The organism is Pseudomonas sp. FSL W5-0203 (assembly GCF_001896155.1).
In the GTDB taxonomy this organism is placed as follows: Bacteria; Pseudomonadota; Gammaproteobacteria; order Pseudomonadales; family Pseudomonadaceae; genus Aquipseudomonas; species Aquipseudomonas paracarnis.
Window position 1 is genome coordinate 55,134 of sequence record NZ_MPOR01000021.1, and the last position, 14,599, is coordinate 69,732.

General features: G+C 61.1%; 9 protein-coding genes. 4 read left to right on the forward strand and 5 right to left on the reverse strand.

Features of this window, described 5'->3' with window-relative positions; genetic code table 11:
• Positions 1–10: 10 nt before the first annotated feature.
• The 5 genes from BOP96_RS18555 to BOP96_RS18575 form a co-directional block, all read right to left on the reverse strand.
• Complete coding sequence (locus tag BOP96_RS18555; RefSeq protein ID WP_005788583.1) at positions 11–841, reverse strand: carbohydrate ABC transporter permease; 831 nt, start codon at positions 839–841, stop codon at positions 11–13.
• Between the two features lie 10 nt (positions 842–851).
• Entirely contained in the window at positions 852–1,742 is an 891-nt protein-coding gene (locus BOP96_RS18560) for a carbohydrate ABC transporter permease (protein ID WP_014718700.1), read from the reverse strand.
• 176 nt (positions 1,743–1,918) lie between these two features.
• Positions 1,919–3,229, reverse strand: a complete 1,311-nt coding sequence (locus BOP96_RS18565) for an ABC transporter substrate-binding protein (RefSeq protein ID WP_060767707.1) — start codon at positions 3,227–3,229, stop codon at positions 1,919–1,921.
• Positions 3,230–3,899: 670 nt separating this feature from the next.
• On the reverse strand, positions 3,900–4,805 hold the full coding sequence (locus BOP96_RS18570) for an AraC family transcriptional regulator (RefSeq protein ID WP_003190965.1): 906 nt from the start codon (positions 4,803–4,805) through the stop codon (positions 3,900–3,902).
• A 72-nt stretch (positions 4,806–4,877) separates the two neighbouring features.
• Positions 4,878–6,167 (reverse strand): glycosyltransferase, encoded by a 1,290-nt coding sequence (locus BOP96_RS18575; protein WP_032901625.1) that lies wholly within the window; start codon positions 6,165–6,167, stop codon positions 4,878–4,880.
• 158 nt (positions 6,168–6,325) lie between these two features.
• Between BOP96_RS18575 and tpx the strand changes: the two genes are divergently transcribed.
• The 4 genes from tpx (at position 6,326) to BOP96_RS18595 (ending at position 14,559) form a co-directional block, all read left to right on the forward strand.
• Positions 6,326–6,826 (forward strand): thiol peroxidase, encoded by a 501-nt coding sequence (gene tpx / locus BOP96_RS18580; RefSeq protein WP_003190967.1) that lies wholly within the window; start codon positions 6,326–6,328, stop codon positions 6,824–6,826.
• A 232-nt stretch (positions 6,827–7,058) separates the two neighbouring features.
• A complete protein-coding gene (locus tag BOP96_RS18585; RefSeq protein WP_014718695.1) occupies positions 7,059–8,357 on the forward strand; it encodes an MdtA/MuxA family multidrug efflux RND transporter periplasmic adaptor subunit in 1,299 nt (432 codons plus the stop codon).
• Positions 8,354–11,455 carry an MdtB/MuxB family multidrug efflux RND transporter permease subunit gene (locus tag BOP96_RS18590; RefSeq protein ID WP_073453633.1) on the forward strand — a complete coding sequence of 1,034 codons (3,102 nt, stop codon included), beginning with the start codon at positions 8,354–8,356 and terminating at the stop codon, positions 11,453–11,455. The genes BOP96_RS18585 and BOP96_RS18590 overlap by 4 nt, the downstream gene beginning before the upstream one ends.
• On the forward strand, positions 11,452–14,559 hold the full coding sequence (locus tag BOP96_RS18595) for an efflux RND transporter permease subunit (RefSeq protein ID WP_073453635.1): 3,108 nt from the start codon (positions 11,452–11,454) through the stop codon (positions 14,557–14,559). Before BOP96_RS18590 ends, BOP96_RS18595 begins: the two co-directional genes overlap by 4 nt.
• Positions 14,560–14,599: the final 40 nt, after the last annotated feature.

The following is a 14,599-nucleotide window of genomic DNA, read 5'->3' on the forward strand; positions in this document are numbered from 1 at the left end:
CTGGGAATTATTATTTGACGGCGCCAAAGGACAAACCGCGTACCAACTGCTTCTGGCTGATCCAGCCAAAGATCAGGATCGGCGCGCAGGCGAGGGTCGAGACGGCGGACAGCTTGGCCCAGAACAAGCCTTCGGGGCTGGAGTAAGAGGCGATCAAGGCGGTCAGCGGCGCGGCGCTGGAGGAGGTCAGGTTCAGCGACCAGAAGGCCTCGTTCCAGCACAGGATCAACGACAGCAGTACCGTGGAGGCCAGGCCACCCTTGGCGATGGGCAGCAGCACGCGCACCATTTCCTGCCACAGGGTGGCGCCGTCCAGGCGGGCGGCTTCGAGGATGTCCTTGGGGATGTCCTTGAAGTAGGTGTACACCATCCACACCACAATCGGCAGGTTGATCAGGGTGTAGATGATGATCAGCGCAATGCGCGTGTCCAACAGGCCAAAGCTCTTGGCCAACAGGTAGATCGGCATCAGCACGCCCACCGGCGGCAGCATCTTGGTCGACAGCATCCACAGCAGCGTGCCCTTGGTGCGCTGGGTTTCGTAGAACGCCATGGAATAGGCGGCCGGTACCGAAATGAGCAGGCACAGGGCGGTGGCGCTGAACGAAATCACCACCGAGTTCCAGGCATAGGCGAAGTAGTTGCTGCGCTCGTTGATGTGCAGGTAGTTCTCCAGCGTCGGCGTGAAGATGAACTGCGGCGGGGTGGCGAACGCGTCGATTTCGGTTTTGAAGCTGGTCAGCACCATCCAGAAGATCGGGAAGAAAATCAGGATCGCGATGGCCCAGGCCAATGTGCCGAGCAGCAGGCTTTGCAGGCGGCGGGATTGTTGAAGCGTCATGGCGCGGCCCTCAAGGCTTGTCAGTCAGGTTTTTGCCGATCATCCGCACCAGGATGATCGCCGCGATATTGGCGATGACCACGGCAATCAAGCCGCCGGCCGAGGCCATGCCCACATCGAACTGCACCAGTGCCTGGTTGTAGATCAGGTAGGCGAGGTTGGTCGAGGCGTAGCCCGGGCCGCCGTTGGTGGTGGTGAAGATTTCGGCGAATACCGAGAGCAGGAAGATGGTTTCGATCATCACCACCACGGCAATCGGGCGGGCCAGGTGGGGCAAGGTCAGGTGCCAGAAGATCGCAATGGCGCCGGCACCGTCCAGGCGTGCGGCTTCCTTCTGCTCCTGGTCCAGGGACTGCATGGCGGTCATCAGCAGCAGGATCGCGAAGGGCAGCCATTGCCACGACACAATGATGATGATCGACAGCAGCGGGTAATGCGCCAGCCAGTCCACCGGCTCGGCGCCGAAGAACTTCCACACGGCGGCGAGAATCCCCGACACCGGGTGAAAAATCAGGTTCTTCCAGATCAGCGCGCCCACCGTGGGCATGATGAAGAACGGCGAAATCAGCATCACCCTGACGATGCCGCGCCCCAGGAACTCACTGGCCTCCAGCAGCGCACTGATCAACACGCCGAACACCACGCTGATCAGCAAGACGCTGCCCACCAGCAACAGGGTATTGGTGGCGCCGGGCAGGAACCCCGAATCGGTGATGAAGTAGCTGAAGTTTTCCAGCCCCACGAATTGGTTTTCGCCGGGGTAGAGCAGGTTGTAGCGGATCAGCGAAAAGTACAGGGTCATGCCCAGCGGCACGATCATCCACAGCAGCAACAAGGCCACCGAGGGGCTGACGAGAAACCAGCCGGGGTTGGCCAGGCGGTTTTTGGTGGGTGTATTCATGGTGATCAGAACCAGTCAGATGCCTACAGAATCTGCGTCGGAGCGCGGTCACTGTGGGAGCTGGCTTGCCTGCGATGGTATCGCCTCGGTGTTACGGATAGACCGAGTCGTTTGCATCGCAGGCAAGCCAGCTCCCACAAAAGCTCTGCTCCTGTATTTGCGGTGGTGAGGCTGGTTTACTTGGGGTAACCAGCCCGCTTCATTTCCCGCTCGGTGGTGTTCTGCGCGGCGGTCAATGCAGCATCGACGGTTTGCTGACCGGTCAGCGCACCCGAGAAGAACTTGCCCACCTGGGTACCAATCGCCTGGAATTCAGGAATGGTCACCAACTGGATACCGATATACGGCACCGGCTTCTCGGTCGGCTTGGTCGGGTCGGCCACTTTCAGCGATTCCAGCGTCACCTTGGCGAACGGCGCGGCCTTCATGTACTCGTCGCTATAGGTGGATTGGCGGGTACCCGGCGGCACGTTGGCGATGCCATCGGTCTTGGCCACGAGCTGGCCGTATTCCTTGGAGGTGGCCCAACTGGTGAACACCTTGGCGGCGTCCTTGGCCTTGGAACTGGTGGGGATCGCCAGGCTCCAGGAGTACAGCCACGACGTGCCCTTGTCGGTTTTCTCATGGGGCGCGAAGGTAAAGCCGACATGGTCTGCGACCTTGCTCTGGCTCTTGTCGGTAACAAACGAGCCGGCCACGCTGGCATCCACCCAGATCGCGCATTTGCCGCTGTTGAACAGCGCCAGGTTTTCGTTGAAACCGTTGCTGGAGGCGCCCGGCGGGCCGGATTTCTTCATGTTGTCGACGTAGAAGTTCAGCGCGTTCTTCCACTCGGAGCCGTTGAATTCTGGCTGCCACTTCTCATCGAACCAGCGCGCGCCGAAGCCGTTGGCCAGGGTGGTGATCAGCGCCATGTTCTCACCCCAACCGGCTTTGCCGCGCAGGCACAGGCCGTATTGCTCTTTGGATTTGTCGGTGAGTTTGGCGGCGAATTCGCTGATCTGGCTCCAGGTCGGGTGCTCAGGCATGCTCAGCCCGGCGTCCTTGAACAGGTCGGTGCGGTAATAGGTGATCGAGCTTTCGGCATAGAACGGCAGGGCGTACAACGAGCCCTTGACCGACAAACCGTCACGCACCGAAGGGAACACATCGTCGAGGTCGTAGGAAGCCGGCAAGTCCTTCATCGGCTCCAGCCACCCCTTGGCGCCCCAGAGTGCGGCTTCGTACATGCCGATGGTCAACACATCGAACTGCCCGCCTTGTGTGGCGATGTCGGTGGTCAGGCGTTGGCGCAGCACGTTTTCTTCGAGCACCACCCAGTTCAACTTAATCTCCGGATGCTCGGCCTCGAAGGTTTTCGAGAGCTTCTGCATGCGGATCATGTCGCTGTTATTGACGGTGGCAATGGTCAGGGTTTGCGCGCCAAGGCTGACGGCGCTGAGGGTCATGCAGGTACAGGCAAGCAATGCTTTTGCTGTGAACTTCATCGCGCACTCCATTTCCGCGCCCAGAGGGCTACAGAAGGACGGTTATTGTTGTTGTGTCTTCCTACGAGAAGTCAGGAAGAGTGTGCGTTGATTACAGCCTTCAAAAGCGGCGGTGACAAATCCTTGGGCGCACGCTCACTGATACTTTTTTGCACTCATCGACCACCTGATCGTTCCCACGCTCCGCGTGGTAACGCCGCTTGGGACGCTCTGCGTCCCCGAGTGATGCAGAGCGTCACGGAATGCATGCCCACGCAGAGTGCGGGAACGATCCTCAGTGCAGTGCTTAACGCTTGATCGTTCCCACGCTCCGCGTGGTAACGCCGCTGGGGTGGGTTTGATCATGGTGAAACTCCTGATTTAAGTGGAGCTGCCACCCTTTCGCCGCGACGCTATGGGGTGGTAGCCGTACGCAGGTTCGCGGACCGGAATCAGGAAACCGGCATACCCGAAGGTATCCCGCGCACAGCCACCATGAAGCCGCACAGTAGACGATAAAAAAACGCCGACTAAAAGCGGAAATGGCACTTTGCATCTGATTAAACCGGGCCGCGACGCCCGACGCTGCCTGTGCAGCGGTGTACGGAGACTAGAGATCGAGTGTCCTAGGGGCAACCTCAAAGCCTTGTAAGACGTTTCTGTTTCCCACCACCTAGATGAACGATCAACCTCAAGCCAAATTCTGCTCAGTCAGCCGCTGCACCGCCAACCGCCGATAGTGAGACGGCGTCATCCCCTTAAGCTGTTGAAACCGCCGATTAAAGTTGGAAATATTATTAAACCCCGACTCAAAACACACATCAGTCACGGCCTTGTCCCCATCGGCCAGCAATTCACAGGACTTGCTGATGCGCAGCCGATTGACGAATTCAATAAAAGTCCGCCCGGTCGCCTGTTTGAACACCCGGGAAAAATACGTCGGCTTCATCCCCAGGTACTCCGCCACTTCTTCCAACGGCAGCTCTCGGGCGTAGTGGGCAAAGATGTAGTCCACTGCGCGGTTGGTGCGGTCGATGCTGTGTTCGTCGGCTTGCTGTGGCGTGGTGACGCCGGACAGTAACTGGTAGTCCTCACAGGCGCTCAACACCTCCAGCAAGATAAAGAAGTGCCCCAGGCGTGCCATGCCTTGGGCGTCTTCGATGCGTTGCATCAGGGTCATGGCGTGGGCGATGGTTTTTTTGCAGCGAAATTCGATGCCGTATTGCGCACGTTCAAGCAGCGGCGCCAGGCTCTTGAGTTCGGTGAAGATGTGGCTGCCGTGTTCGAACAACTCATCGGTGAAGTTCACCAGCATGTCACGCTTGGGCACCACTTCATCTTCCTCCACCTGGCTGATCCAGTTATGGGGCAGGTTGGGGCCGGTGAGGAACAGGCTTTCCGGGTAGAAGTTGCCGATGTAGTCGCCGATAAACACCTTGCCGGAGCTGGCGACGATCAGGTGCAGTTCGTATTCCTTGTGGAAGTGCCAGCGCACCAACGGGCAGGGGAAGCCATGCTGACGATAGATGATGGACAGGCCGTTGTGGTCGTCCATCAGTTCGTAGGAAGGGTCGGTGATGCGCGTTGCTCGGGTCATGCTGCCGTCGCTTTATTGTGGTCGCTGCGTAGGATAATGCCCCGTCGCGCGCGACCTCGCCAGCAGCAGTGTTTATAGGGTGCGGTTTTTGGCCTCGATCCACTGGGACATGTACTGGGTACTTTTATGCGCGTGATGGCGCAGCATGCTGCCGGTGAAGTTGTCCCGGCGATGGGCGGCGAGGTTGCTGCGGCAACGTTCCAGGCATTCCACCAAGGCGGGCCCGTGCACGTCCTGGTCATAGCGTCGGGCCAGGAGTTGGCGCCCATGCTCCTGGGCTTGAGTCCAGCGCTCGCGGTTTTGGTAAAGGGTAACGGCAGCGGCGGCCAGGGCCGGGGCGTCCTGTGCGATCTCGCCGGGCCAGGGCTGGTCATCGCCCATGGCTTCGGCGCCGATCGGGGTGGTGACATTGGGTGTGCCGCACAGCATGGCGTCCACCAACTTGCCCTTGATGCCGGCGCCAAAGCGCAGTGGCGCCAGGCAAATACGCGCCGCCGTCATGACTTGCAAGGCATCTTCGGCCCAGTTCATCACATGAAAACCCTGTGCCGGGTTGTGCAGGGCGGTGGCTTTGGGCGGGGTGTAGGCGCCGTAGATGTGCAACTGCGCGCCCGGCAACTGTTGGCGGATCAGCGGCCACAGGCTGTGCTTCATCCACAGCACTGCGTCCCAATTGGGCGCGTGGCGGAAGTTGCCGATGCTGAGGAAATGCGCACGGTCTTCAAAGGGCGCAAAGGCTGCAGTGGGCGGTTGCAGCATCAAGGGGCACCAGTGGAGCAGGGCGGCAGGCACCTTGAACTGTTCGGTGAGCAGGCGGATTTCCACGTCGGAGATCATCAGGCTGATGTCGCAGCGGTAAATCGCGGCGATTTCGCGCTTGGCCAGGTCGGTATCGGCCATGCGCTGGAATTCGTCCTCCAGCGCCGGCGCGAACAGGGCGCTGAAGTCGTCGCTGTCGGGGTTGGCTTTTACTTGTTCTTTGAAACGCTGGTGGCGGGCGTCGCGCAGGCTTTGCAGGTCGGAGGTTTCCAGCACGCGCAGGGCGTCGGGGCAGCATTGTTCTACGCGCCAGCCGAATTGCTCCTCCATCATGAAACGGTCGAACAGCACGATATCCGGGGCCAGTTCGCGAATAAAGTCGTCGAAACTGCTGTTATTCAGTTCGATGGCGCGTTCGGCGATCCCGAGTGCCGGCAAGTCGGCCTTGTGCTCGCCAATGGTGGCCGGGCTGCTGAAGGTAATGTCCCAACCTTGCGTAAGAAAGCTCTCAAGGATTTGCATCATATGCCCGCCCGCTGCCGAGGAGCGGGGCTCGGGCCAGACGTAGCCAATGACCAGGACTTTGGTGGCGGGCTGATTCATCGACGAAGGTTTCCTTGAAGGGCAAGCGCAAAGCGCGCAATTAAACCACAACCTCAGGACATGACAATTTGTGTCTGGCGGTAGGTAGCTTCGGCACTTTGTGGTTAACTTCCGCCTCTCGAATTCGTTTAACCAAACCCAGCATAAGGATTCCGTTCATGGCTCAAGTCACCCTTAAAGGCAACCCGGTCCAGGTTGAAGGCGAATTGCCGAAAGTCGGCGCCAAAGCTGCAGACTTCACCCTGACCGCCGGCGATCTGTCCAACGCCACCCTGGCTACCTTTGCCGGCAAGCGCAAAGTGCTGAATATTTTCCCAAGCGTTGACACCCCAACCTGCGCCACTTCGGTGCGCAAGTTCAACGCCCAGGCCAACGATGTGGCCAACACCGTGGTGCTGTGCATCTCCTCCGACCTGCCATTCGCCCAAGCGCGTTTCTGTGGTTCCGAAGGCCTGGAAAACGTTAAGAACCTGTCGGATTTCCGCAACGCCGACTTCGCCGTCGACTATGGTGTTTCCATCGCTGACGGCCCGCTGCAGGGCCTGACCGCTCGCGCTGTCGTGGTGCTGGATGAAAACGACAACGTGCTGCACAGCGAGTTGGTCAAGGAAATCGCTGAAGAGCCAAACTACGACGCCGCCCTGGCTGTGTTGAAGTAACTGTTTCTACGTATGACTGTCGTTTGGCAGTAACACGTATGATGCATGATTGCGGCCTGGCCTAGTCCAGGCCGTTTTTATTTGAGCGTCAGCGGCTTAGCGAAATAGCCGGTGGACTAAGATCAAAAAGTTAAACGTTGTAAGCCTAAGGTAAATAGCCGGTAAAGGTGCTTTTCTAAACGCACCCCAGTGCTTATCTTTCAGCCTCCCGAAGAAGAAGCTCTCACCCCCAATGGTTGATCACTCCATGCAATCCTCCTCCCGCAACTCCCGCCGCTGGCTGTTTGGCCTGCTCGTGCTGCTGGTTATCGCCGGCCTGTGCTGGAAATTCTGGCCCAGTGGCGCGGCCCATAAAGATGCTCCGGCGGGACACACGGGCAAGACCGGCATGGCGCGCCCAGGCTTCGGTGGTTCCACCGGGCCGGTACCGGTGCGTGTGGCGCCGGCGGTGCTGGGGGAGTTTCCTGTGTACTACAAGGCCCTGGGGACGGTCACTGCACTGAACACCATTAATGTGCGCAGCCGGGTGGGCGGCGAGTTGGTCAAGATCGCCTTCGAGGAAGGGCAGATGGTCAAGGCCGGTGACCTGCTGGCAGAAATCGACCCGCGCAGCTACCAGAACGCCTTGCTCCAGGCCCAGGGCACCTTGCTGCAAAACCAGGCCCAGTTGAAGAACGCCCAGGTCGATGTACAGCGTTATCGCGACCTGTACGCCCAGGACAGTATCGCCAAGCAAACCCTGGACACCGCCGAAGCGCTGGTGTTGCAGTACCAGGGCACGGTCAAGACCAACCAGGGCGCGGTGGACGACGCCAAGCTCAACTTGGAATTCACCAAGATCCGTGCGCCCATCAGCGGCCGCGTCGGTTTGCGCCAGCTTGACGTCGGCAACCTGGTTGCGGCCAACGACACTACCGCCCTCGCGGTGATCACCCAGACCCAGCCAATCAGCGTGGCCTTCACCCTGCCGGAAAATACCCTGGAAACCGTGTTGGCCCGTTACCACGCCGGCAACAAATTGCCAGTGGAAGCCTGGGACCGTAGCGACGTGAAAAAACAGGCGGTCGGTGTACTGCAAAGCCTGGACAACCAGATCGATGTCACCACCGGCACCCTGAAGTTCAAGGCGCGGTTCGATAACAAGGACCAGGCGCTGTTCCCCAACCAGTTCGTCAATGTGCACCTGCTGGCCGATACCTTGAAGAACGTGGTGCTGGCACCCTCTGCGGCGATCCAGTTCGGCAACAATGGCACCTTTGTCTATAAGCTCGACGGTGACAAGAAGGTCAAGGTCCAGCCGCTGGTGGTGGGGGATACCGATGGCGAAAATACCGTGATCAAAGAGGGCCTGGTCGCTGGCGACCGCGTGGTGCTGGAAGGCACCGACCGCCTCAAGGACGGTAGCGAGATCGAAGTGGTCAACGCCAGCAGCGAGGTGCCGACCACGCCGACCGAACACCTGCAAGGCAAGCCCGCAGCTAAAGGGGAGACCGGGGCAGACGCCGGCAAGGCGCAAAAGGTCGGTTCATGAACCTGTCGCGCCTGTTCATCCTTCGCCCGGTCGCCACCACGCTGAGCATGCTGGCCATTGTCCTGGCCGGCATCATTTCGTACCGCCTGCTGCCGGTATCGGCGTTGCCCCAGGTGGATTACCCGACTATCCGGGTGATGACCCTGTACCCCGGCGCCAGCCCCGACGTGATGACCAGTGCGGTCACCGCACCGCTGGAGCGTCAGTTCGGGCAGATGCCCGGGCTGACCCAGATGGCGTCCACCAGCTCCGGCGGCGCGTCGGTGCTGACCCTGCGTTTCAACCTCGACATCAATATGGATGTCGCCGAGCAACAGGTGCAGGCCGCGATCAACGCCGCCACCAACCTGTTGCCCAAGGATTTGCCGGCGCCGCCGGTATACAACAAGGTCAACCCGGCGGACACCCCGGTGCTGACCCTGGCAATTACCTCCAAGACCATGTTGCTGCCCAAGCTCAATGATTTGGTCGACACGCGCATGGCGCAGAAAATCGCGCAGATCAGCGGCGTCGGCATGGTCAGCATCGCCGGTGGCCAGCGCCAGGCCGTGCGCATCAAGGTCAACCCCGAGGCCCTGGCGGCCAATGGCTTGAACCTCTCGGACGTGCGCGCCCTGATCGCCGCCTCCAACGTCAACCAGCCCAAGGGCAACTTCGACGGCCCCACCCGCGTGTCGATGCTCGACGCCAACGACCAGTTGGTCTCGCCCGAGCAATATGCCGAACTGATCCTGGCCTACAACAACGGCGCCCCGCTGCGGCTCAAGGATGTCGCGCAGATTGTCGACGGTGCCGAAAACGAACGCCTCGCCGCCTGGGCCAATGAGAACCAGGCCGTGTTGCTCAATATCCAGCGCCAGCCGGGCGCCAACGTGATCGAGGTGGTGGACCGCATCAAGGCCCTCCTGCCCAGCATCACCGACAACCTGCCGGCCGGCCTGGACGTGACGGTGCTCACCGACCGCACCCAGACCATCCGCGCCTCGGTCAAAGACGTACAGCACGAGCTTCTGATCGCCATTGCCCTGGTGGTCATGGTGACGTTTCTGTTCCTGCGCCGGGTCAGCGCTACGATCATTCCGTCCATCGCCGTGCCGCTGTCCCTGGTGGGCACCTTTGGTGTGATGTACCTGGCCGGATTCTCCATCAATAACCTGACGCTGATGGCCCTGACCATCGCCACCGGGTTTGTGGTGGACGACGCGATCGTGATGCTGGAGAACATCTCGCGCTATATCGAGGAAGGCCAGACGCCGATGGCGGCCGCGCTCAAGGGCGCCAAGCAGATCGGTTTCACCCTGGTGTCCCTGACGCTGTCGTTGATCGCGGTGTTGATCCCTTTGCTGTTCATGGCCGACGTGGTCGGGCGGTTGTTCCGTGAGTTCGCCATCACCCTGGCAGTGGCGATCCTGATTTCCCTGGTGGTGTCCCTGACCCTCACGCCCATGATGTGCGCGCGCCTGCTCAAGCGCGAACCCAAGGAGGAAGAGCAGGGCCGCTTCTACAAGGCCAGCGGCGCCTGGATCGACTGGCTGATCGAAGCCTACGGCCGCAAGCTGCAATGGGTGCTCAAGCACCAGCCGCTGACGTTGCTGGTGGCGATCGCCACCCTGGGGCTCACGGTGGTGCTGTACCTGGTGGTGCCCAAGGGCTTTTTTCCGGTGCAGGACACCGGCGTGATCCAGGGTATTTCCGAAGCGCCGCAGTCGATTTCCTTTGCGGCGATGAGCCAACGCCAGCAGGAGTTGGCGAAGATCATCCTTGCCGACCCGGCGGTCGAGAGCCTGTCGTCCTACATTGGCGTGGACGGCGATAACGCCACCCTCAACAGCGGCCGCTTGTTGATCAATCTCAAGGCCCACGGCCAGCGCGATTTGAGCGCAGCCGAGGTGATCACCCGCCTGCAACCGCAAATCGACAAGCTGGTGGGCATCCGCCTGTTCATGCAGCCGGTGCAGGACCTCACCATCGAAGACCGCGTCAGCCGTACCCAGTACCAGTTCAGCATGTCCTCCCCGGACGCCGAGTTGCTGGCGTTGTGGAGCGGCAAGCTGGTACACGCCCTCAGCCAGTTGCCGGAACTCACCGACGTCGCCAGCGACCTCCAGGACAAAGGCTTGCAGGTGTACCTGGTGATAGACCGCGACGCGGCCTCGCGCCTGGGCGTGAGTGTCTCGACCATTACCGACGCGTTGTATGACGCCTTCGGCCAGCGCCAGATTTCCACCATCTACACCCAGGCCAGCCAGTACCGGGTGGTGTTGCAGGCCCAGTCCGGCGAAACCCTCGGCCCGGCGGCCCTCAACCAGATCCATGTGAAAACCACCGACGGTGGCCAGGTGCGGCTGTCGAGCCTGGCCCATGTCGAGCAGCGCCAGGCGCAGTTGGCGATTGCCCATATCGGCCAGTTCCCGGCGGTGATGATGTCGTTCAACCTGGCGCCCGGCGTAGCGCTGGGCAAAGGCGTGGAACTGATCAACCAGACCCAGAAGGACATCGGCATGCCGGTGGGCGTGCAAACCCAGTTCCAGGGCGCGGCCCAGGCGTTCGAAGCCTCGTTGTCGAGCACCTTGCTGTTGATCCTGGCGGCGGTGGTCACCATGTACATCGTGCTCGGTGTGCTCTATGAGAGCTATATCCACCCGATCACTATCCTCTCGACCCTGCCATCGGCGGCGGTGGGGGCCTTGCTGGCGTTGCTGCTCAGTGGCAATGACCTGGGCATGATTGCGATCATCGGCATCATCCTGCTGATCGGTATCGTGAAAAAGAACGCGATCATGATGATCGACTTCGCCCTCGACGCCGAACGCAACCAGGGCCTGGACCCGCAGACGGCGATCTACCAGGCGGCGCTGTTGCGCTTCCGGCCAATTTTGATGACCACCCTGGCCGCGTTGTTCGGTGCGGTGCCGTTGATGCTCGCCAGCGGTTCCGGCGCCGAACTGCGCCAGCCCCTGGGCCTGGTGATGGTCGGTGGCTTGCTGGTGAGCCAGGTGTTGACGCTGTTCACCACGCCGGTGATCTACCTGTACTTCGATCGTCTTGGCCGTCGCTGGCGCAAAGAGCCGCAACGCCTGGAGCCGGTTGAGCCATGAACCTGTCCGGACCTTTCATTCGCCGGCCGGTAGCGACCATGCTGCTGAGCCTGGCGATCATGTTGCTCGGTGGCGTCAGCTTCAACTTGCTGCCGGTGTCGCCGCTGCCGCAGATCGACTTCCCGGTGATCGTGGTGTCGGCCAGCTTGCCCGGTGCCAGCCCCGAGGTGATGGCGTCCACGGTGGCCACGCCGCTGGAGCGCTCGTTCGGCGCGATTGCCGGTATCACCACCATGAGCAGTTCGTCGAGCCAGGGCTCTACCCGGGTGATTCTGGCGTTCGATTCCGACCGCGATATCAACGGTGCGGCGCGGGAAGTTCAAGCGGCCATCAACGCGTCGCGCAACCTGCTGCCCAGCGGTATGCGCAGCATGCCCACCTACAAGAAGATCAACCCGTCCCAGGCGCCGATCATGGTGCTGTCGCTGACCTCTGACGTGTTGCAGAAGGGCCAGTTGTACGACCTGGCCTCGACCATCCTGTCCCAGAGCCTGTCCCAGGTGCCGGGCGTGGGCGAAGTGCAGATCGGCGGCAGTTCGCTGCCGGCGGTGCGTATCGAGCTGGAGCCCAAGGCCCTCGATCAGTACGGCGTGGCCCTGGACGATGTGCGCAACACCATCGCCAATGCCAACCAGCGCCGGCCCAAGGGCTCCTTGGAAGACAGCGAGCGCAACTGGCAGATCCAGGCCAACGACCAGTTGGAAAAAGCCAAGGACTATGAGCCCCTGCTGATTCGCTACCAGGACGGCGCCGCTCTGCGCCTCAAGGACGTGGCGAAGATCACTGATGGTGTGGAAGACCGCTACAACAGCGGCTTCTTCAACAATGATTCGGCGGTGTTGCTGGTGATCAACCGCCAGTCCGGCGCCAACATCATCGAAACCGTGCGGCAGATCAAGGCGCAGTTGCCGGCGTTGCAGGCGGTGCTGCCGTCCAGCGTCAAGCTCAGCCTGGCCATGGACCGCTCGCCCGTGATTACCGCCACCCTGCATGAGGCGGAAATGACCTTGCTGATCGCTGTAGGGCTGGTGATCCTGGTGGTGTACCTGTTCCTGGGCAACTTCCGCGCTTCGTTGATCCCGACCCTGGCGGTGCCGGTATCGCTGGTGGGCACCTTCGCGGTGATGTACCTGTACGGGTTTTCTCTGAACAACTTCTCGCTGATGGCGCTGATCCTCGCCACCGGGCTGGTGGTGGACGATGCCATCGTGGTGCTGGAGAACATTTCCCGGCACATCGACGACGGCGTGCCACCGATGAAAGCCGCGTACCTGGGCGCTCAGGAAGTCGGCTTTACCTTGCTCTCGATGAACGTGTCGCTGGTGGCGGTGTTCCTGTCCATCCTGTTCATGGGCGGGATCGTCACTAACCTGTTCCGTGAGTTTTCGATCACCTTGTCGGCGGCGATCATCGTTTCGCTGATTGTCTCGCTGACCTTGACGCCCATGCTGTGCGCCCGCTGGCTCAAGCCCCACGTCAAGGATCGGCAGACCGGTTTGCAGCGCTGGAGCCAGAAGGTCAACGACCGCATGGTCGCCGGCTACGCCACCAGCCTGGACTGGGTGCTGCGCCATCGGCGCCTGACCTTGCTCAGCCTGTTGGTCACCGTGGGCGTGAATATCGCGCTGTACGTGGTGGTGCCCAAAACCTTCATGCCCCAGCAGGACACCGGTCAGTTGATCGGTTTTGTGCGCGGCGACGATGGCCTGTCGTTCAGCGTGATGCAGCCGAAGATGGAGATCTTTCGCCAGGCGGTGCTCAAGGACCCGGCGGTGCTCAGCGTGGCCGGCTTTATCGGTGGCAACCAAGGCACTAACAATGCGGTGATGCTGGTACGCCTCAAGCCGATCGGCGAACGCAAAATTTCCGCCCAGGCGGTGATCGAGCGCCTGCGCAAAGAGGTGCCACTGGTGCCGGGCGGGCGCTTGTTCCTGATGGCCGACCAGGACCTGCAATTTGGCGGCAGCCGTGACCAGACCAGCGCGCAATACTCTTACATCCTGCAAAGCGGTGACTTGGCCGCGCTGCGCCTGTGGTACCCGAAAGTGGTGGCGGCCATGCGTGAATTGCCAGAGCTGACCGCCATCGACGCCCGTGAAGGCCGGGGCGCGGCCCAGGTCACGCTGATTGTCGACCGCGACCAGGCCAAGCGCCTGGGCATCGACATGAACATGGTCACGGCAGTGCTCAACAACGCCTACAGTCAGCGGCAGATTTCCACCATCTACGACAGCCTCAACCAGTACCAGGTGGTGATGGAGGTCAACCCCAAATACGCCCAGGACCCGATCACCCTTAACCAGATGCAGGTGATCACTGCCGACGGCGCACGGGTGCCGTTGTCGACCATTGCCCACTATGAGAACAGCCTGGCCGACGATCGCGTCAGCCATGAAGGCCAGTTCGCTTCGGAGAATATCGCCTTCGACATGGCGCCCGGGGTCACGGTGGAGCAGGGCACGGCGGCTATCGAGCGTGCGATTGCCAAAGTCGGGTTGCCCGAGGACGTGATCGCCAAGATGGCCGGTACTGCCGATGCGTTCGCCGCGACCCAGAAAGGCCAGCCGTTCATGATTCTCGGCGCGCTGGTGGCGGTGTACCTGGTGCTGGGTATTCTGTATGAAAGCTACATTCACCCGCTGACCATCCTGTCGACGCTGCCGTCGGCCGGTGTCGGCGCGTTGCTTGCGATTTACCTGCTGGGCGGCGAGTTCAGCCTGATCTCCTTGCTGGGCTTGTTCCTGTTGATCGGCGTGGTGAAGAAAAACGCGATCCTGATGATCGACCTGGCGCTGCAACTGGAGCGCAACGATGGCATGAGCCCGCTGGAGTCGATCCGCAGCGCCTGCCTGTTGCGCCTGCGGCCGATCCTGATGACCACCCTGGCCGCGATCCTCGGTGCCTTGCCGTTGCTGCTCGGCAGTGGTGATGGCGCGGAAATGCGCCACCCGTTGGGCCTGACCATTATTGGCGGCCTGGTGTTCAGCCAGATCCTGACCCTTTACACCACCCCGGTGGTTTACCTTTACCTGGACCGCGCGCGCCATCGCTTCAACGCCTGGCGCGGCGTGCGTACCGATGCTGCCCTGGACACTGCGCTATGACCGACTCAACCAACGCCCCTGCGACCTCTGTAGGAGCGAG